This window comes from Streptomyces sp. B1I3, assembly GCF_030816615.1.
Taxonomy (GTDB): domain Bacteria; phylum Actinomycetota; class Actinomycetes; order Streptomycetales; family Streptomycetaceae; genus Streptomyces.
In genome coordinates, this window is sequence record NZ_JAUSYD010000001.1 from 7,418,290 (window position 1) to 7,435,174 (window position 16,885).

Annotated in this window: 16 protein-coding genes and 7 pseudogenes; 13 read left to right on the forward strand and 10 right to left on the reverse strand. The window is 69.0% G+C overall.

Annotated elements, in window-relative coordinates:
• Nucleotides 1-386 precede the first annotated feature (386 nt).
• Nucleotides 387-1,614: pseudogene (locus QFZ58_RS33800) on the reverse strand (helicase associated domain-containing protein); the annotation flags it as partial.
• 445 nt (nucleotides 1,615-2,059) lie between these two features.
• Here QFZ58_RS33800 and QFZ58_RS33805 point away from each other — a divergent pair.
• Both QFZ58_RS33805 and QFZ58_RS33815 read left to right on the forward strand, forming a co-directional pair.
• Complete coding sequence (locus QFZ58_RS33805; protein ID WP_307128655.1) at nucleotides 2,060-3,088, forward strand: chitinase; 1,029 nt, start codon at nucleotides 2,060-2,062, stop codon at nucleotides 3,086-3,088.
• 749 nt (nucleotides 3,089-3,837) lie between these two features.
• The gene (locus QFZ58_RS33815; RefSeq protein WP_307128656.1) at nucleotides 3,838-4,359 is read left to right on the forward strand and encodes an SRPBCC family protein; all 522 of its coding nucleotides are present in this window, start codon (nucleotides 3,838-3,840) and stop codon (nucleotides 4,357-4,359) included.
• Between the two features lie 238 nt (nucleotides 4,360-4,597).
• Here QFZ58_RS33815 and QFZ58_RS33820 read toward each other — a convergent pair.
• The 4 genes and pseudogenes from QFZ58_RS33820 to QFZ58_RS33835 form a co-directional block, all read right to left on the reverse strand.
• Nucleotides 4,598-4,870, reverse strand: a pseudogene (locus QFZ58_RS33820) (transposase); the annotation flags it as partial.
• A gap of 31 nt (nucleotides 4,871-4,901) precedes the next feature.
• Nucleotides 4,902-5,033: pseudogene (locus QFZ58_RS33825) on the reverse strand (IS256 family transposase); the annotation flags it as partial.
• An 83-nt stretch (nucleotides 5,034-5,116) separates the two neighbouring features.
• Entirely contained in the window at nucleotides 5,117-5,656 is a 540-nt protein-coding gene (locus tag QFZ58_RS33830; RefSeq protein WP_307128657.1) for a hypothetical protein, read from the reverse strand.
• A gap of 197 nt (nucleotides 5,657-5,853) precedes the next feature.
• Nucleotides 5,854-6,729 (reverse strand): VOC family protein, encoded by an 876-nt coding sequence (locus tag QFZ58_RS33835; protein WP_307128658.1) that lies wholly within the window; start codon nucleotides 6,727-6,729, stop codon nucleotides 5,854-5,856.
• Between the two features lie 85 nt (nucleotides 6,730-6,814).
• On the opposite strand from QFZ58_RS33835, the gene QFZ58_RS33840 reads away from it, so the two are divergent.
• Entirely contained in the window at nucleotides 6,815-7,765 is a 951-nt protein-coding gene (locus tag QFZ58_RS33840; protein ID WP_307128659.1) for an Lrp/AsnC family transcriptional regulator, read from the forward strand.
• A gap of 258 nt (nucleotides 7,766-8,023) precedes the next feature.
• Nucleotides 8,024-8,871 (forward strand): IS5 family transposase gene (locus QFZ58_RS33845; RefSeq protein WP_307128660.1). Its coding sequence is split into 2 segments (ribosomal slippage): nucleotides 8,024-8,399 and nucleotides 8,399-8,871, totalling 849 coding nucleotides; the frame shifts between segments, so codons are not numbered across the junction.
• A 17-nt stretch (nucleotides 8,872-8,888) separates the two neighbouring features.
• Here QFZ58_RS33845 and QFZ58_RS33850 read toward each other — a convergent pair.
• A pseudogene (locus QFZ58_RS33850) lies at nucleotides 8,889-9,437 on the reverse strand (transposase); the annotation flags it as partial.
• Between the two features lie 90 nt (nucleotides 9,438-9,527).
• Between QFZ58_RS33850 and QFZ58_RS33855 the strand changes: the two are divergent.
• Nucleotides 9,528-10,049, forward strand: coding sequence for a hypothetical protein (locus QFZ58_RS33855; RefSeq protein ID WP_307123694.1), 522 nt, complete (start codon nucleotides 9,528-9,530; stop codon nucleotides 10,047-10,049).
• Between the two features lie 10 nt (nucleotides 10,050-10,059).
• On the opposite strand, the gene QFZ58_RS33860 is transcribed toward QFZ58_RS33855, so the two are convergent.
• Nucleotides 10,060-10,935 (reverse strand): IS5 family transposase, encoded by an 876-nt coding sequence (locus QFZ58_RS33860; RefSeq protein WP_307123695.1) that lies wholly within the window; start codon nucleotides 10,933-10,935, stop codon nucleotides 10,060-10,062.
• 116 nt (nucleotides 10,936-11,051) lie between these two features.
• On the opposite strand from QFZ58_RS33860, the gene QFZ58_RS33865 reads away from it, so the two are divergent.
• Nucleotides 11,052-11,881, forward strand: a protein-coding gene (locus QFZ58_RS33865) for an IS5 family transposase (protein ID WP_373428641.1) whose coding sequence is annotated in 2 segments (ribosomal slippage) — nucleotides 11,052-11,378 and nucleotides 11,381-11,881 — 828 coding nt in all. Because the reading frame shifts where the segments join, the coding sequence is not laid out codon by codon here.
• Between the two features lie 5 nt (nucleotides 11,882-11,886).
• Here the strand turns inward: QFZ58_RS33865 and QFZ58_RS33870 are convergent.
• Nucleotides 11,887-12,264 (reverse strand): hypothetical protein, encoded by a 378-nt coding sequence (locus QFZ58_RS33870; RefSeq protein WP_307128662.1) that lies wholly within the window; start codon nucleotides 12,262-12,264, stop codon nucleotides 11,887-11,889.
• A gap of 264 nt (nucleotides 12,265-12,528) precedes the next feature.
• Between QFZ58_RS33870 and QFZ58_RS33875 the strand changes: the two are divergent.
• The 6 genes and pseudogenes from QFZ58_RS33875 (at nucleotide 12,529) to QFZ58_RS33900 (ending at nucleotide 15,110) form a co-directional block, all read left to right on the forward strand.
• A pseudogene (locus QFZ58_RS33875) lies at nucleotides 12,529-12,812 on the forward strand (hypothetical protein).
• Nucleotides 12,769-13,323, forward strand: a complete 555-nt coding sequence (locus QFZ58_RS33880; protein WP_307128663.1) for a DUF6879 family protein — start codon at nucleotides 12,769-12,771, stop codon at nucleotides 13,321-13,323. The pseudogene QFZ58_RS33875 and the gene QFZ58_RS33880 overlap by 44 nt, the downstream one beginning before the upstream one ends.
• Nucleotides 13,324-13,330: 7 nt before the next feature.
• Nucleotides 13,331-13,519: pseudogene (locus QFZ58_RS33885) on the forward strand (helix-turn-helix domain-containing protein); the annotation flags it as partial.
• A 165-nt stretch (nucleotides 13,520-13,684) separates the two neighbouring features.
• Nucleotides 13,685-14,122, forward strand: coding sequence for a hypothetical protein (locus QFZ58_RS33890; protein ID WP_307128664.1), 438 nt, complete (start codon nucleotides 13,685-13,687; stop codon nucleotides 14,120-14,122).
• A gap of 310 nt (nucleotides 14,123-14,432) precedes the next feature.
• Entirely contained in the window at nucleotides 14,433-14,777 is a 345-nt protein-coding gene (locus QFZ58_RS33895; protein WP_307128665.1) for a hypothetical protein, read from the forward strand.
• Nucleotides 14,778-14,951: 174 nt separating this feature from the next.
• Complete coding sequence (locus QFZ58_RS33900; protein WP_307129111.1) at nucleotides 14,952-15,110, forward strand: hypothetical protein; 159 nt, start codon at nucleotides 14,952-14,954, stop codon at nucleotides 15,108-15,110.
• Here QFZ58_RS33900 and QFZ58_RS33905 read toward each other — a convergent pair.
• Nucleotides 15,041-15,494, reverse strand: a pseudogene (locus QFZ58_RS33905) (transposase family protein); the annotation flags it as partial. The gene QFZ58_RS33900 and the pseudogene QFZ58_RS33905 sit on opposite strands and share 70 nt — an antisense overlap.
• A 152-nt stretch (nucleotides 15,495-15,646) precedes the next feature.
• Between QFZ58_RS33905 and QFZ58_RS33910 the strand changes: the two are divergent.
• Nucleotides 15,647-16,069 carry a hypothetical protein gene (locus QFZ58_RS33910; protein WP_307128666.1) on the forward strand — a complete coding sequence of 141 codons (423 nt, stop codon included), beginning with the start codon at nucleotides 15,647-15,649 and terminating at the stop codon, nucleotides 16,067-16,069.
• Here QFZ58_RS33910 and QFZ58_RS33915 read toward each other — a convergent pair.
• Nucleotides 16,048-16,827 carry a helix-turn-helix domain-containing protein gene (locus QFZ58_RS33915; RefSeq protein ID WP_307128667.1) on the reverse strand — a complete coding sequence of 260 codons (780 nt, stop codon included), beginning with the start codon at nucleotides 16,825-16,827 and terminating at the stop codon, nucleotides 16,048-16,050. The genes QFZ58_RS33910 and QFZ58_RS33915 overlap by 22 nt on opposite strands.
• Nucleotides 16,828-16,885 lie beyond the last annotated feature (58 nt).

Here is a 16,885-nt window from a genome sequence, read left to right on the forward strand (position 1 = left end):
CCCTGGTCCGTGCGAGGCGCACGACCAAGCTGACACCCCTTGGCGGCTAAGCCGCAGTTCACAGTCGGATTGTCTGGCCAGGCCGGTCAAGGTTCAGTGGCACAAACCGGCGTCCGTCAATCTTCAGTGGCAAACGGTCAAGGTTCAGTGGCAGAGGTCACGCCACCGCCCCACGGAGACCGCAATGCGCTGTGCAACACCGCTCTGCAACGCGAACCTGCAACAGGCACCGTTGCGCCCCTGACCTGCTGGAAAGCCCGCCAGGAGCAGGGGCAGGGCATGCGTGTTGCACTCCGTGTTGCAAGGTGGTGCCGAGGTCTGGCCGGTGACAGCGCGAGACCCCGGCCTCAAGAGGTCCCGGGGTCTGGTCGGGTGCGGGGGGCCGGTCAGTAGTCGTCGCGTTCGGTGGGAGGTCCGTACTGCTCGATGAGGTCGCAGGTACACGTACCGCCCTCGTAGAGCGCCTTGTCGCATTCCTCGTGGTGCTTCCGCCGCGCCGGCGCGGGCTGCACCGGCGCGGGCTGCGGGGCAGCTGGCTCCGGGGCGGCCTCGGCGCCCCGGAGCGGTCCCACCCAGTTCATGCCGAGCGCGGCGAGGGCGGCGCGCTGCCCGGAGGTGAGCTTGTCGCGTCTCGATTTGGTGTCGGAGATCCATACGCACAGCTTGACGGTCACCGGTTCCGCCTCGCCGTCTATCGCGATCGTCTCGCTGTGTCCGCGCGGTACCGCCCGCTGCCCTTCCCGTTCGACCCACTGCGTGAGGGATGCCAGACCCCGCTGGAACGCCTGCTGCGCCTTCCCCTGACCCTTCGCCGCAGGCGTTGCCGCCGGGGCGGGGGCCGGGGCCTGAGCGGGTTGCACGCCCAGCTTCGACAGCCGTTCCTGCTGCTCGGGCGATAGCTGCGACCACGTGCCTGGGTTCTTCTGCCGTTCCAGCCACCGTCCGATGTCGTCGCCCTCGAACAGCACGCCGGGCTGGATCTCGGGCAGGCTGCCGTCGGCGTCAACGAGGTCGGCGAGGACGCGGTAGTGCCGTTGCCAGTCCAGCGGCCACGGGCAGTCCCAGTCCGGGTCGATCTCCGTCAGCTGCTGCGCGCGCTTCGCTGCCCGTTCCGGGTCCTTCCCGAGGCCGCCCTTGCGGCGGAGGTTGGCGAGGTGCTGGCCATCATCGCTTCGCCTTCCCCCCAGACTGCGTCCTGCCGGGGCGCGAGGTGTCCGGTGGCCCGCCGGTAGGACCGGAGTGCGGCGAGCTTGTTCTCCCACGCTTCCTCGCCCGGTTCCCAGACCATGCCGGCTTCCGGTGCGACCAGCAGGGTCTTGCGCCGCTCCTCCAGCTCCCCGGCCCGTAGCGCCTTCCGCTGCTGCTGGACCCAGCGGCCAAGCGGGAAGTCCTTGGTGACGCCGACCTCGACCTCGATTCGTAGGGCACGGCGTAGAGGCCGGTGATCTCGTTCTCCTTCCGCCACCGGAGCACGGCCTGGTAGCCCTCGAGCCACACCAGGGACTCCGGCCGGTACACCCGCGTCCGGAGGAACGCCGCGATCGTCGCCGCGTCACGGGGAGAGGAGAAGTGCAGCAGCGCGGCTTCGGCGGCGGCCTGGGCGTCGTCCTGCTCCTAGTCCTCGCCCTCACCCGGCGCCCGGAGCTGTCGACGAAGACGGGACCTTCCTGCAGCTTCGGCCGGGTGGGGCCGGCGTGTCGGCGCCGTCGGCCCTGTGACGGCGGGGCGGTCTCGGTAGTGGTGTCCGATTGCATCTGTGCATGGTCGCGGAAGGTGATGTGCGAATCGTGGCCGCTTCCTGGGACACCGCTGTGAAAATGGCCGCCCGCTGTGGGCCGGCTGAGGATTCCGGGGCCTGAGCCGGGGGCCGCCCCGCCCGCGCGGCCTGCGAATCCCGTGCTCGACAAGGCCATTCGGGAAAACGAACGACCGTGTGAGGGTGTCACCTGTGAGGTGCGTATGTTCCCCGGCGACGGCTCGCCATGAGAGGTTCGGAGTGGCCCGGCACCCTCTTCCACGTCGCCCGGGGCACTTCACACGAGAGCAGGTGCACATCATCTTGCGCGGATCACCGAAAGGGGCCGTGGCGGCCGGGGCCGGGCTGTTCGCCCTGGCGCTAGCCTGCGGTGCGTGCGCCACGGACACCGCCGCCGACCAGGCAGGCGCGGCGGGGCCCCGCCCGAGCGGGTCACGGCCGGTCGAGGCGGCCGACACCGCCTACACCCCGTACACGCCGTACGTCAGCGCCACCACCGCGTCCGACCTGGACGCGTCCGGCTCGCCCACCACGTACAACCTCGCGTTCGTCGTCTCCGGCGACGGCGGTTGCACCCCGGGCTGGGGCGGCAGCGCGGAGGCCGACGACGCGACGGTGCTGGCCCGCGCCCAGAAGCTGACCTCGTCCGGTTCCGACGTACGCGTCTCTTTCGGCGGCGCGGCGGGCACGGAGCTCGCGCTCGCCTGTGACAGTGCCCAGGAACTGGCGGACGCCTACGCGGCGGTGCTCGACGCGGTAGGCGCCGACAAGGCGGACTTCGACATCGAGGGGGCCGCGCTGACCGACGAGGCCTCTGTCGTCCGACGCGACCGGGCGATCGAGCTGCTGCAGGAGGAGCGTGACCTCGACGTCACCTACACGCTGCCCGTGATGCCGGACGGCCTGGAGGACAGCGGGGTAGCCGTGCTGACCGACGCGATGGACCGGGACGTCGAGCTGTCCGCCGTGAACATTATGGCGATGAACTACAGCTCTTCCCTGACCGGCGACATGGGCGACTACGCCGAAGAGGCGGCGCGCGCCGCCCACGACCAGATCTCCGACGTCCTGGACGTCTCCGACGGCGACGCCTGGGCCGCCCTGCACGTCATGGCGATGATCGGGGTCAACGACGTCGCGGGGGAGACCTTCACCCTGGAGGACGCCGCGTCACTGCGCGCCTTCGCGGAGGAGAACGGGGTCGGCGCGGTCTCGATGTGGGCCACCTTCCGGGACCGGGCGTGCGCGGAGGGGAAGACCACCACCGCCGACGACACGTGCAGCGGGGTGGAGCAAGAGGCCGGCGCGTTCGGCGAGGCGCTGGGCAGCTGACCGGACCGACTAGGCCGTGCGGCGGGGGACGACGGAACCGCCGTCCCCCGCGCGGTGCGGTGGACGGCGTTTCGGAGCAGGCGTGCCGGGGGCGGGGCCCGCTCAGACGGCCTGGGCTGCGCGGCGACGGCCGCGGCGAGCTGGGAGACGATCGCGGTGATCTGCAGTGGGATCTCCTCGTCGTCTACCGGGTGGGTCGAGGCGAAACGGGTCAGCGAACCGGCGATAGAGAGCTTGGACTCGTCCAGCACGTTGCCGCCGGCGACGCCTGCGGCCTTGCGGGCCTCGCCCGCCCGCTCCTGCAGCGCCTGGGGACAACCGCCATTGGGAGGCGCTGCGCCACGAGAGTGTGCAACATCCTGCAAGTTCGCCGTGCCCCTCGGTTCCTCGGCATGGAGCCTGACCAGGCACCTCGTCGCCCTCGACCTGTGCGGCCGTGTAGGGATCATGATGGTTCTTCATCCCGGAGGCCCATCATGATCTATACGGATCCATGACTCCCGTCTGCCGGGCTGACCTGCGGCAACGGCAAATGAAAGCCAGGACGAACCCGCTGGATGTTCTTGCCCACGCCCGAGACACCTCATGACGACGACCACGGAGAAGACCCCTGCGCCCACGATCCGTGAGTGGCCCGGATGGTGGCAAACCTGCGCGTCGGAGGAGGCCCCCGCCCTGCTAGCGTGCACGGCCACGGTCGGCCTGAGCGAGGCCGAGCGAAGCGCAGTCGTGTCGAGGAGAGGAGCAACATGCGTAATATGCACGAACGTTGGTGGCCGGTGGACCCTGAGAAGGTCGGCCCACTGCTCGACTCGCTCGCCTCCGAGGACGACCGGCTGTGGCCGGTGGACGACTGGCCCCCGATGACGTTCGACGGGCCCCTCGCGGTGGGCGCGACCGGAGGCCACGGCAGCATGACCTACACCGTCGTGGGCTACACGCCGGGGCGGATGGTCACCTTCGAGCTCGGCCCTGGACTGGGCCTGCGCGGCCACCACCGCTTCGTCGTCGAGCCGCAGCTGCGTGGGGAGCACTCCGGGACGGTGGTGCGGCACGAAGCATCCGCCCGCGTCTACGGGCGGATGCTGTGGATGTGGCCGTTGATCACCCGTTGGGTGCACGACGCCGTGGTCGAGGACGCGCTGGACCGCTGCCACCGGGAGTTGATGGGCAAGTGCCCGGCGCGGCCCGCACGTTGGAGTCCGTGGGTGCGCTGGCTGCGCGCCAAGCGGGGCATGCCCACCGAGCGCAGCACTTCCCGCGAAGCCTGATCGGTCACGCGCCCCAACAGGCCGCCATGAGCACCCCGTTCAACGGGCGCGACCACGCGACGCCGAGGTGCACTGTCCCGACGCGACGGGACCGGGGGAGAAGGCGCACAGCCGGACTCGTCCTTGCCCCCAACGACCACGAGCGCAGGCGTCGTCATCCGGGAGCAGTCCGCGGTGGCGACCGGGCTACCTGGTGCCGCCCGATCAGAGGTCACCCAACAAGCTCTCAGCTTGACTTTTATCCTTCGGCGGTGGCTCTCCGTGGTTTCGTGCCGACCTTGTGGTGGGCGGGACGTTGGTAACGCTCGCCGGTGGCGAGGATCCTTCCCACGTCATGGCGGGTGGCAGGCCGTTGGCTTCTCAATCCAACTGGTAGCCCTGGGACGGGCGTTGAGGGGTTCGGCGCACGGGCTGGTGTAGCGGCTGTCGGGCGCAGGTTTCTGAACCCCCGCCGGACCCGGGCTGGGGTGAGCCGTTGCGGCGGGGCGGGCTTCTCCCAGGGGTGGCGGATCAACCTTCACTGCGACAGGTCACGACTGATAAGTGATCTCACCTTCGAGAGCGGACTCCAGGAGCCGCTTGGTCAGCTGCTGAAGCAGCCCGCCCTCGCCGGTCAGCTGCAGACCCTCGGCCTAGGCCTGGCCCACGAGCTCGTCGATCAGCCGGTCGTCCATGGACTTCGACGTCACCGCCAGCGGCGGTGGCGTTCTGAGGCCTGTAGCCGCATGGTCGTGGGCGTCACTGCAGGCGACGGTGTTCATCGCCGGGTTGCCACGGTGTCGCGGGTTCCGGGCCGGGTCCCGGCCAGCAGGCGCCGAGAGGAGGTGCTGTGGGTGGCTGTGGCTGCCCACAGCGCGATGGCGATGAACAGCAGCTGCTCGGGAACCCTGAACCACAACGGCGTGGCCGGGTTGCCGTCGAGCGGGATGTCCTCGATGGCGGCGTAGATGTTGGCTGGGAGCATCAGCACGAAGAGTGCGGCCAAGCCGATCCCGGCCGCCGAGCGTGTCGTGGCCCGGACGAGCCCTGCGGCGCCGAGGAGTTCCAGCACGCCGGTCACGTAGACCATTGCGCGGGGAAACGGCACGAACGGCGGGACCATGGCTGCCAGGTCGTCGTGGCTGGGCATCACGGTGACGCTTGACGGGACGAAGTGCGCGGCCGCGGTGGCCACGAGCATGATCGCCAGACCGTGGATGGCGCTCGCTCTCCAGCTCGCGAACCGGCTGATCCCCAGTGCACCGAGCAGGCGAAATCCCAGCGCCGGGCCGAGGAGAAGCAGGATGGTTGTGAACATAGGGGGTCCTCCGATAGGGAGCGAAAACGTGCAGACGAGCGGGCAACGGCTTCCTTCATGGGGCGTCCGGTCGTCGGGCTGCCGCTCGAACCAGCTGCGGATGCACGAGGGGCGTTGCACGGACGCGGGGTGCTCTGCAAGCGACCTGACGTTCATGTGACGGAATCTTCAAGAGGTGGTCAGGACCGTCGCGGTGTTCAGCCAGCGGCGAAGAACAGGCCGGCTCCGTACGCGTGGCGCGCGGAGACGAAGAACCCGTCACCGGTCGATCGGGTCGCGGTGCCCCCACTCTCGACGATCTTGCGGGCGTCGTCGACGTCGTGGACCAGGACGGTCATAGCGGCCAGGTACGACGAGGCCGAAACCGGTTCGCCGGGCAGCACCTTTTCGGCGTCCGAGGCGCGGACGATCTCCAACCGCGCGGCCGTCGCTTCCAGCGCGGCGATCGGGCCGTCGTGCTCGGCAGTTGTCTGCAGCATGCGGATGTACCGGTTCGTGATCGCGTCGAACTCGACGTCGTCGGCCACTATCAGCACGGCGCCGAGTCCGCGCGCGCCGTTGGGGTGGCTGAGATAGCGCGGCTGGTGCACGTACTGGCGGGTGAGGTGTTGGGCGATCCCCACGTAGCCCTCCGGGGTTGAGCGCGGATCGATGTGCACGGCGCGGGCCCGGACCGTGCGCGTCCCCTCCTCGGTGTCAACGTCTCGCTCCAGTTCCAGCACGCCCGAAGTGCGCAGCCCGGCGTCGGCCAGTCGGCGGTTGGCGGATTCGGCGTCGTCGGTGTCAAGATTGAGCAGTCTGAAGCCCTCGTACTCGTCGGCCATTGCCTTGGTGTGCCAGGGGTCGGGCGCGGACTCGTCCACGATCCCGAGCAGCTCGATGTACGACCCGCCAAACAACGCGCAGCGGTTGGCCGTGCAACCGGGCACCGGCGCCTGGCCGGGCCGCCCGCCCAGCAGGTGCCGTGAGCGCGGGCTGAGGGTGAACCCGAACGAGGCGTAGGCCCGCTCCAGTCCGTCGAGGTCGCGGGTCAGGATCCCGGTGTGATGGATGCCGTGGATGTCGCGTGTCATAGGACTCATGATTCGTCGACCGCCCGCGCCTGAACTCCAACTGCCGCCGCCACGCCGCTATCCGACACCGGCCTACACTGACCAGATGGATTCGGTCACGCTGGACTTACTCGACCTCCGGCTGCTGCACGCGCTCCAGCTCGACGGGCGCGCATCCTTCAGCAAGATCGCCGATGTTCTCGGCGTCTCCGACCGCACCGTGGCCCGCCGTTTCGGCAGACTCCGCACCACAGGGACCGCCCGAGTGGTCGGCGTGCCCGACAGCCGCCGCACCGGCCACGCCGAATGGCTGGTACGCCTGCGGGGCCTGCCGTCCGCCACCGCACCGCTCGCCCGCGCGTTGGCCCGCCGCCCAGACACCGCCTGGGTGACCGTTGTCTCCAGCGGCACCGAGATCGTCTGCATCTTCCGCGTCGCCGAGGAGGGCGCGGCGCCCTTGGAAGCGCTGGGCCGCCTGCCCCAGATCACACAGGTCGACGCACAACGGTTGCTACACCCCGTGATGAACCACCGCTGGACCGGCCGGACCTCAGCGCTCACCGCAGATCAGATCGCCGCACTGCGGCCACCGGCCACGGCGGACACCGGGCCCGTCGACCTGACCGACCTCGACCACCGGCTGCTCCCCGTCCTCGCCGCGGACGGCCGCGCCCCCTACCCGCACCTCGCCCGCCAGGTCGGCTGGTCGGAATCCGCCGTCCGCCGCCGTATGGAAGACCTCCGCCGCATCGGCGTACTCCAACTCGACGTCGAGGTTGCCCCGGCCCTGTTCGGTTTCTCCGCCCAGTGCCTGCTCTGGCTGACCGTCACGCCCGCCCGGCTCGGCAGCGTCGCCAGGGCCCTGGCCGCCGACCCCGAAGCGGCCTTCGTCGGCACCACGACCGGCACCTACCACCTGATCGCCATCGCCGTCTGCCGGGACGCCAACGCCCTTCACATCTACCTCACCGAACGCATCGGCTCTCTCAACGGCATCGACCACATGGAAACAGCCCTGATCGCCTCTTACACCAAACGAGCTGCCCCGACGCCATAACGGGCGCATGGATCCGCACGCCGACCATCCGTATGGGGAAGCGGGCCGTACACCTGCTGGTTCGACGCCGACACCACCGACGTGGAGGTTTTCACCGAGACCGGCGACTGGGTCGGCACCGCACCCGAGCCGAACGACCTGGGCGAACTGCTAGCCTCGCCGTTTCGGTTGGGCTGAGGCGGCGTCGCTGATCACCAACCGGAAACGATCAGTAAGCGGTCCTATCAGAAGTCGCTGATGATGTGACTGGCAGCTTGGATGCTCGTTGGGCTGTTCGTGGGGAAGAGACAGTCGCGTCCATGGATCGTCTCGGATGAACTGTGGTCGCTGGTCGAGCCGTTGTTGCCTGAGCCGGGGCCGAAACTGGTGGCCGGTCGGCCGAGGGTGCCTGACCGCCAGGCGCTGTGCGGAATCCTGTTTGTGCTGCATACCGGGATCCAGCGGGAGTACCTGCCGCAGGAACTGGGCTTCGGTTCGGGCATGACGTGCTGGCGCCGGCTTGCGGCCTGGAACGAGGTCGGCGTCTGGGACCGGCTCCACCTCGTGCTGCTGGCGAAGCTGCGAGCGGCGAAACAGCTCGACTGGTCTCGGGCGGTGATCGACTCCTCCCACGTCCGGGCCGCTCGGCGAGGCCCAAAAGCGGTCCCAGCCCGGTCGACCGCGCGCGGCCGGGCAGCAAGCACCACGTCCTCGTCGACGGGCAGGGCATCCCGCTCGCGGTGTCTCCGACCGGCGGAAACCGCAACGACGTCACCCAGCTGATGCCCCTCCTGGCGAAGATTCCCTCCGTCCCCGGACTCGTCGGACGACCACGCCGGCGGCCTGACATCCTCCTCGGCGACCGCGGCTACGACCACGACAAGTACCGCCGCCTGGTCCGGGCGCACGGCATCAAACCGGTCATCGCCCGCCGCGGAGTACCGCACGGCTCCGGCCTCGGTGTTCACCGCTGGGTCGTCGAGCGCACCATCGCCTGGATCCACGGCTTCCGACGCCTCCGCGTCCGCCGGGAGAGACGCGACGACATCCACGAAGCCTTCCTCGGACTCGCCACCTGCCTCATCACCCACCGCCACGTCCAACGCCTTTGTCAGGACCTCTTATAGGTGGGCGCGGCCGCCTACTTCTCGGAGTGGCAAGTGATCAGCGTGGCGTCGAGGTCCAAGACCAGGCCGGGAAGTTCTCGTGCGCCGGCCCGGACAGCGGGTATGCCCTCGCCGGTCTCGGCGGCCTGCAGCCAGGCGACTTGCCGGGCTGTGGCGCGGGCCGCTCGCAGCGACGCGAGTGCAGCCTCGTCGATGTCGGCGAGCAACCGCCAAGCCGTAGGCGTGGAGGCGACCGGACCGAACACCCCTGCCTGGTCCCGTAGCACGGCCAGATCCGCGATCGCCTCACCGCCATCGGCGAGCAACACCGCGAGATCGGTGGCGGTCCGGCCGGGATCGTGCCCGGTGCCGCGCGGTCGCAGCGGCCTGAGTGCAGTGGAGTACGCGTTTGTCGGACCGGTGGCCTCGGCGAGATCCGCCAGCAACCGTGCCCCGGCGTGCCCGACCACGTCCGAACGGTCAGCGGAGACATGGAGCTTGGGACGAGAACCGATACCCTGCACACAGGAAGTGCCTTCCGCTTGGACCGACGGGACCCCTCGACAAGGTTCATCGTCGCAGCTCAAGAGACGCTTTCGTGTTTCCTCCCTCCGGCCTCATCCGAACCGAGACGGCGGGGCTAGGGCGTGTGTCGGAAGTGCTTTAGGTTGGCTGACGTGAGTGCGCGGGGGCAGAGTTACCGATATGTCGGACCGGTTGAGCTGAAGGCTGCGGTCCGGCCTGGCAGCGGCGGGTGCCGGATAGGCTCGGCGGCTGACTTCGACGGCTGGATCGCTGGGCGATCGGCGGCAGAACTGACCGAACCGTTCACCTTCGTGGTCGGCATGGATGGTGTCCTTCGGCTGGCGCCGCGGCGGAGCGAGCACGTGGCCTGCGCCGGCGGGGACATGGTTCTGAGTGCCGGCGAGATCGGCTTCGTGCGTGAGGCGGACCGGTGGACCGTGGACGAGGTCAGCAACCAGTCCACCGGTTACTGCCCGGACGTGACCTCCTGGTCGGCAGTCGCCCGTGCTCTGGACCGTGTAGAGCTTGGGCGGCCCTCCGGCTTCACCCACGAGGTGGTGTTCCGGCGGTGCCCTGACTGCCAGGAGCACAACATCGTGCGCGAGGACGACTTCGTCTGCGTCTTCTGCGGCAGCGATCTGCCGGAGAGGTGGAACGTGGATCCCACCGCGTAACGGTCGAGGGTCACAGCCACTCGTTGATGGCAGCGACAAGCACAGTAGCCTCGTAGCGGACCGCGAGCTTGTCGTATCGCGTGGCAACAGCGCGGTGCCTCTTGAGCCGGTTGATCCCGCACTCGACCGCGTGACGTTCGCGGTAGTCGACCGGGTCGAAGTGCGGCGGCCGGCCGCCGCGAGAGCCGAGCTTCTGGCGATTGCGCGCCTGGTCGGCCTTGTCTGGGATGGTGCAGCGGATTCCGCGGCGGCGCAGGTAGGCACGGTTCCTGCGGGAGGCGTACGCCTTGTCCGCCCGCACCCGGTCGGGGCGGACGCGTGGCCGGCCCGGCCCGAGGCGGGGCACGCGGACCTTCTCCAGCACCGGTTCGAACTGCGGCGAGTCCCCGCGCTGCCCTGCCGTGATCACGATCGACATGGGCTTCTGGCCCTGTTCGACGGCCAGGTGCAGCTTGGTGGTGAACCCGCCGCGCGAGCGTCCCAGCCCGTGATCACGTGGCTCGGTGAAGACACCGCCCGGTGGTTCCTTTTGCAGATCGCCCTGCTTGCGGGCCCCGGCCGCATGCTGATGGGCACGGCATACCGTGGAATCGACGCTCAAGTCCCACGTGATCGCCCCCTTCGCGTCGGCCAGGGCCTGGAGCCGGCTGAGGATCCGCTGCCAGGTGCCGTCCCGCTGCCACCGGCGGAACAGGTCGTAGACCCGGCCCCACGGCCCGTACTCGACGGGCACGTCCCGCCACGGCACACCGGTCCGGACCCGGAACCGTATGCCGTCGATCAGCAGCCGCCGGGGCCAGACGGGCGGTCGCCCCGACTTCTTCCCCTTCGGTAACAACGGCTCCAGCACCGCCCACTGCTCGTCCGTGAGATTTCCCCGACCCATGACCTGTGATCATTCACAGCCCAAGATCCACTTTCGACACACGGCCTAGAGCGTGTCTCTTTGGTCGGTTGGCCAGTTGATCGGATGTGTCCGTCCGATTAGTGATCACTGATGCGATGTGGGATCGGATCGAGCCGCTGATGCCGGCCGATCCGGTCCGTGGTCGGCGGTGGGCCGATCACCGCCGAACCCTGGAGGCCATCGCATGGAAGTACCGCACGTGCTCGCCCTGGCGGGACCTGCCGGACGAGCTCGGCTCGTTCCAGACCGCTCACAAACGGCTGATCAGGTGGGCCGTGGACGGCACCTGGGAACGCATCCTTGCCGCGGTCCTGGCAGCGGCCGAGGGCGCTGACGACATCGGCTGGACCGTGTCGGTGGACTCCACCGTCTGCCGGGCCCACCAGCACGCCGCCGGAGCCAGGAAAAAGGGGCTCCAGGCCGGGCCGAACCCGACGATCACGCGCTCGGACGCTCCCGTGGCGGCCTGAGCACGAAGGTCCATCTCGCCAGCGACGACCATGCACGGCCCCTGGCCCTTCGCGTCACCGCAGGGCAGGCGGGCGACGCCCCGGCCTTCGAGACCGTCATGGCCGCCATCCGTGTTCCGCGGAGCGGACCCGGTAGACCGAGGACCCGCCCGGACGTCGTCCTGGCGGACCGCGCCTACTCATCCCGGGCGATCCGGAACCACCTCCGCCGACGTGGAATCCGCGCTGTCATCCCTCAGCCCTCCGACCAGATCAACCACCGTCTGCGGCGAGGCCGCGTCGGCGGCCGACCGCCAGCCTTCGACGCCGAGGCCTACAAGCAGTGCAACACGGTCGAGCGATGCATCAACCGGCTCAAGCAGTGGCGTGGCCTGGCCATGCGAACGGACAAGCTCGCCATCGCCTACCAGGCCGCACTCCACCTCGCCGCCATCCTCATCTGGGCCCGGAGATAGCCCGCTCAGCGATCGACCACCCAGCGCGCGTCCGTCGGCCAGGACCCTGTGCCGATGATCTGCTCCACGAGCCTGAACGCCTCACCGATGGGGACGGTGTCCTCATCCGGATACTCGTCCTCCTGCCCGTTGCAGAGGACAAACCCGTCGCTCACCCCCTGAGCCCCGGGGTCTACGGCATGCTCGCCGGGATCGCCCTCTTCTTCGAGCAGCATCACCATCGCACGCTCGGTATTCGTCATGAAGGCCAGCGATCGGCCGGACGAACTCGTCAGCCATGTCTCAAGCTGCCCGCTGTCAACCCTCAGCCGAAGAGCCTCCAGCACCACCTCGGACGACACAGGGACAGGGCTGTCGTCATTGATCACCCAGGACTCGATCACGAGCACGACGATCTCACGGGCGGTTCAAGGAGACAGTCCCTAGATGAAGCACCCCAGCTTCGTCCAGTGCTTCCAGCCCATCGCCGCGCGCCTGCGCGCAGCACTGGCCGCACGTCCCGCCGGCAGGAACTGACCTGGGAGGGGCTGGCCCGCACCGCGCCCCGTGGGCCAGCCCTCCAGCTTCGCGGTCCTCTTGACCGGCTCTCCGCGCTGCGGGACGGTCGGTGCGCGCAACTATGCGCAACCACGTCGCAGGGGAGTGCCATGACGTTACGGTTCGTCGGGATCGACCCGAACACCGGAGGTGAGGGATCGCCCACGGTGTGGGTGGAAGAGGGAAGCGCGGACCTGGTCCTCCAGGGCCAGGGCGAGGAAGCCGATGAGCTCCTGAAAGCCGTGGTCGGCTCCACCGAGTGGGTGTCCGGTCACAGGGCCGGGTTCTCCCGCACGAGCGGGTGATCCGGATTCCGGCTCGCATGGTGTCGATTCTGAGGGAGGCGTGCGATGCCGCTGAACGCGCAGCAGCTGAACACCGTGACGTTCGCTGAGCTGCTCGCCGACACCCATCACACGGCGGTCCACCTGGAGATGCGCGACGTCTACGCGGTGGGCGACGAGACGGATAACTACGCCGCCTTGCTGCGGACCGGCGTCCCGAACCTCGATCCGGCCCGCTCGTTCTGGCCCCAGTGGATGCCGCTCGTCAAGGACGCGGTCGCCCGCGGCGTGGTGATGCGCCGCGCGCGGATCGTGTCCGAGCCGGTCACCGACTACATCCGCTACGAGCACGCCATCACCCCGCTCAACCTCCAGGCCGGGGAAGACGTGCGCTGGCTGCCCCGCCCCCGTGCCTCCGACATCCCGCTTCCCGGCAACGACTTCTGGCTCCTGGACGAACGGCTCGTGCAGTTTCACCACTTCACCGGCACCGGCGACTGGGCACCGGACGGGAAGGAGCGCACCACCGACCCGGCCGCGGCCGCGCTGTGCGCCACCGCGTTCGAGGCGGTGTGGGAGCGCGGCATCCCGCACGAGAAGTACACCGTCCAGGCACCCTGAGCTGCTCATGCCCGTCTCTCCAACGTCCAGCGCCCAAGCAGCCCGTGAGGCGCTCGCCGTGCGGCTCACGCACCTGCGCAAGGACGCCGGCCTCACCGGGAAGGAACTCTCCGCCCGGTGCGGCTGGCATCCGGCGAAGACCACCCGCATCCAGAAGGGCGACGCCGCGCCCTCGGACACCGACATCCGCACCTGGCTCCGCGGTCCGTGACCACGACGCCGACTCCCATCCGACGAAACCGTCAATCGCTCGAGACAACTCCTGACATCAGCATTGGGCAGGACGGCCCGGTGCAGATTCCGGGCCGCACTGGCCCGCAAGCTCATCAGGAGCGTGCCGAGCCCTCCACCCGCCTCGAACATGGACGACGCCGCGATGGCCCTGAGTTCAGTCGCGGATGCACGGCCCGTTGGGGCGTGCGGCACTGCACCGTGGTTCGGCGACGCCCGCTTCCTCGACGTGGTGAGTGTGGAGGCGCATGGCGAGGTTGTTGCCGGTGGGAAGGGTGTTGGGGTGGTCGGTGCCGAGGATGCGTTCGAAGTCGGGGAGGACGGCTTCTTAAAGAGTGATGGCTTCGGCGGTGCGTCCGGCCTGTCGGTAGGCGGTGACGAGGTTGTTGCGGGCGGTGAGGGTGTCCGGGTGGTCGGTGCGGCGAGGGCCGGCGATCTCGCTCGAACACGGCTCCTCGCCCGCCGCGCGGCTTCCGGGCCGGGGCTGCTGGCCGGGGTGCGGGCTTCACTCACGGACCCGCCCAGGGACAATTCCTGTCTGTCGCAGGCGAGAGCACGGAAGGTGTGAGGCGGGGGACGTTCTCGTCTCCCGAGCCGTACCGGGGCGCCACATCCGCTGACAGCCGGCGCCGCACGAGGCACAATCTGCTGTACGGCAGACCGGTGGGGAGGCGGGTTTGCCGTGCCAACCCTGTCTCCCCGACGGAGGCCCCATGCGACGCGCATTCCTTACCGCAGCCACTCTCGTGACCCTCGCGCTCGGGACAGCGCCCGCATCCGCGTCGTCCGGGACCGACGGGTGGGAACCGGCCCCGACCCCCCCGTACGACCTGCCGGCCGGAGCCCGTTGCGACGTCCCGGTCCATACCGAGCCCGTGGTGGACGAGGTAGTACAGCGGGTCCTGGACCGGCGGCCGGACGGCTCCCCCTCCCGGGTCGCCTACCGCGGGGACCTCGTCGTCCGGGTCACCAACACGGACACCGGCGCCTTCTACGACGCCGATGTCAGCGGCAGCACGATCGTCAACTACCACGCGGACGGTTCGCAGAAGTGGTACGTCGTCGGCCCCGTGCTCGCGGGCGTCGGCGAGAACGCCGGGAACCTGGCACGGGGCCTGTACGTGCTCGACGGCGTGTACACCATGGACATCAGCGCCACCGGCTACAAGTCGGTGCACCTGGTCCGCGGGTCCGCCGACGACGTGTGCGTGCGGATCGGCTGAGTCCGGACCACCGGTTGGTGGGCAGTGTGGGGGTGGTCGAGGTCTGGGTATCTCGGTGTCGGCCTCAGGATCCCGCCCGCGCCCTGTGAGCTCTGCCCCGTCAGCACTCCTGCAGCCCGTGGTGTGCAACCGGGGCCTCGGAGTCAGACGGAGCGTTCCGAAGGCGCGAACGCCGTGAAGCTCGCGCTGGAGGCCCCGCTCAAGCAGATCGCTGTCAACGGTGGTCTCGAGGGTGGCGTCATTGTCGAGAAGGTACGCAACCTGTTTCGATTCCCCGCCAGCGGCCGGCCGACCACGACCACCAGCCGAGTGTCGGCGTCGATGACCACCTGATGGTTGGTGGAGTAGCGGTAATTCTTCGACGGCTCGGCCATTTTGTGGTCCCTGGTCGGGATCAGGGTGCCGTCCACGATCAGCACCGCGTCCTTCGCGCACCGCTTGCGTGCCTGGAACGCGAGCCTCGGACCGAGGTGGTCGATGACGCGGTCGGCTGCAGACTTCGTACACCCCGAACAGCAACGCCAGCTGTCGCAGCGTCAGGTTTGGTCGCCAGTACGCCGTCACCAGCAGCACTCGGTCCTCCAGCGACAGCTTCCACGGTCGTCCACGGCCGGACGTGTCGGCGCCCTCGCGTTGCAGCTGCGCCACCAGCTTGCCGAAAGCCGACGGGCTCAGCCCAGTGAACGGAGCTATCCAGGACGGTTCCGACGTCGTCATCCCACTACTCACGTAGTGATCATTCCACTGAGACTACGCATGACCGCTGTCGTCTCTGACTTGAAGGTCCCATTCCCTACAGGGAATTGTCGGTCTCCACCGCGCCCCGCAGGATTTGGTCCCAATGGACCTGTCCGGGCAAGGAGACGAAGATGATCGAGATCGACCCGCAGCGGCTGGCCGACCGCTACATGGCTCAATGGAACGTGCCCGATGCCACAGAGCGCCGCGCGGCCATCGAGCAACTCTGGGCTGAGGACGGCACCCACCTCCTTCACCCGCCTGCGGAGATACGGGAGACCGCCGCGGAACTCGGCTTCGACCACCCGACTCTGGAGGCACAGGGATACGACGCCATCGAGACCCGAGTGGCGCGAAGTTACGAGCGGTTCGTCGAGAAACAGGGCTTCGCGTTCCGGGCGCGCCCCGGTGCGATACGTCTCAATGGTGTGGTCAGGATCGGCTGGGAGACGGTGTCCACCGCAACCGGTGACGTGGTGGGTGGTGGTTCGGACATCCTCGTGCTCGACGACCACGGCCGCATCAAGGCCGATTACATGTTCCCGGGCTCCTGAGTGGCGGCAGCACAAGCCATTGCCCCGGCGGCTGCTGAGAGAGCCTCGGCCGTCGCCGGGTCGGCCGGCAGGAACGCCTCCAGCTTCAGCTCGGCAAGCGTCACGTCGACGGCAGTCGCGAAGGTTGTCACGGTTGTCATCAGGCGGAGCTCCCCGTACGAGGACCGCAGGCGGAGTGGTACCGCGAAACCGAGTTGCGCGGCGGACGGCTCCAGCTCGGGGACGTACCCGGTGAGCTCGGTGCGCAACTCCTCCAGATGGCCAAGGCGCACCAGGATGTGGCGCGCCCACTCGGCGAGGTTGAGGATGCGGGGAGCCAGTCCGTCGGGATGCAGCGCCAGGCGGTAGATATTCGTTCCCGGACCCACCAGTTCGTCAGCCGCGCCCTCGGTGATGAGGTCAAATGCGGTGTTCGCGGCTATGAGGTCACCGTCTCGGTCCACGACCAGCGCCGGATACGGCAGATGCCCGCGGAGGATGTGGTCGATCGCCGTTCGTACGGGGGCCATCACCGGATCGTCCAGTGAACTCTCCGGGTAGGCGGGCGCGTACCCGGCGGCCAGCAGCAGCTCGTTGCGCTCCCGCAGCGGCAGCTCCAGCGACTCGGCCAGGCGTACGACCATGTTCCGGCCGGGGACAGATCTGCCCGATTCAATGAAGCTGAGGTGGCGCTGGGTGGTGCCCGCTCGCAGCGCCAGATCGAGCTGGCTGACATGACGGCGGGTACGGCGTTCACGAAGCGTACGAGGGAAGTCCACGGGCCTGTTGTAACGCTGGCGGAGGGTCCCAGGCCATTCCCCGCAGGGAATTGTCGCC